Source organism: Extibacter sp. GGCC_0201 (assembly GCF_017566055.1).
GTDB lineage: Bacteria > Bacillota > Clostridia > Lachnospirales > Lachnospiraceae > Extibacter.
This window is the reverse complement of the sequence record NZ_JABFCH010000065.1, coordinates 1-708: the sequence shown is the minus strand read 5'-3', so window position 1 is coordinate 708 and position 708 is coordinate 1. Positions and strand designations below refer to the sequence as shown.

The window sequence follows — 708 nt, the reverse complement described above, 5'->3', positions numbered from 1 at the left end:
GGTCGTGTAAGATAAAGTGTGTAATTAAGAAACTAATCTAATTGCACACTTTGTTTTATGTATAAGGTGTGCTATGCTCACAGAAAGGAAAAAGAAAGATGAGTACAGCACTTATGGCAAGAAAAAAGAAGAACACCAAGGGTACCGAGATTGCCCAGGCAATTATGGAGCACTACCAGCCGAAGACGAAAGAAGATATGCAGGAGGCACTTAAGGAAATCTTCGGCCCAATGTTCGAAACCATGCTCCAGGGAGAGCTGAAGGGGCATCTCGGTTACGAGGCGGGCGAGCATGGCTACAAGGACACTGACAACAGAAGGAACGGCTATACCTCAAAACATGTAAAGACCTCTTATGGCCAGATTCCCGTTGATGTGCCCCGGGATCGTGACGGGAGCTTTGAACCCCAGCTGATTCCCAAGCGGACAAGGGATGTTTCGGGGATTGAGGATAAGGTGATATCCATGTATGCCAAAGGCCTGAGCCAGCGGGACATCTCGGACACGATTGAAGATATCTATGGCTTCTCCATCTCCCATGAAACGATCTCAGAGATTACCGATAAGGTATTGGACGAGCTGACGGAATGGCAGAACCGGCCTTTGAAAAAGTTCTATACATTCCTGTTCGTGGACTGCATGTATGTGACGATCCGCAAGGATTACGAGACAAAGAATTATGCAGTGTATGCGATCCTGGGCTATGATG

Annotated in this window: 1 protein-coding gene; it reads left to right on the top strand. The window is 47.2% G+C overall.

Features of this window, described 5'->3' with window-relative positions:
* Positions 1-113: 113 nt before the first annotated feature.
* Positions 114-708, top strand: a 595-nt coding sequence (locus HJV72_RS18765) for an IS256 family transposase (RefSeq protein WP_208073375.1), incomplete at its 3' end; no start/stop codon positions are given.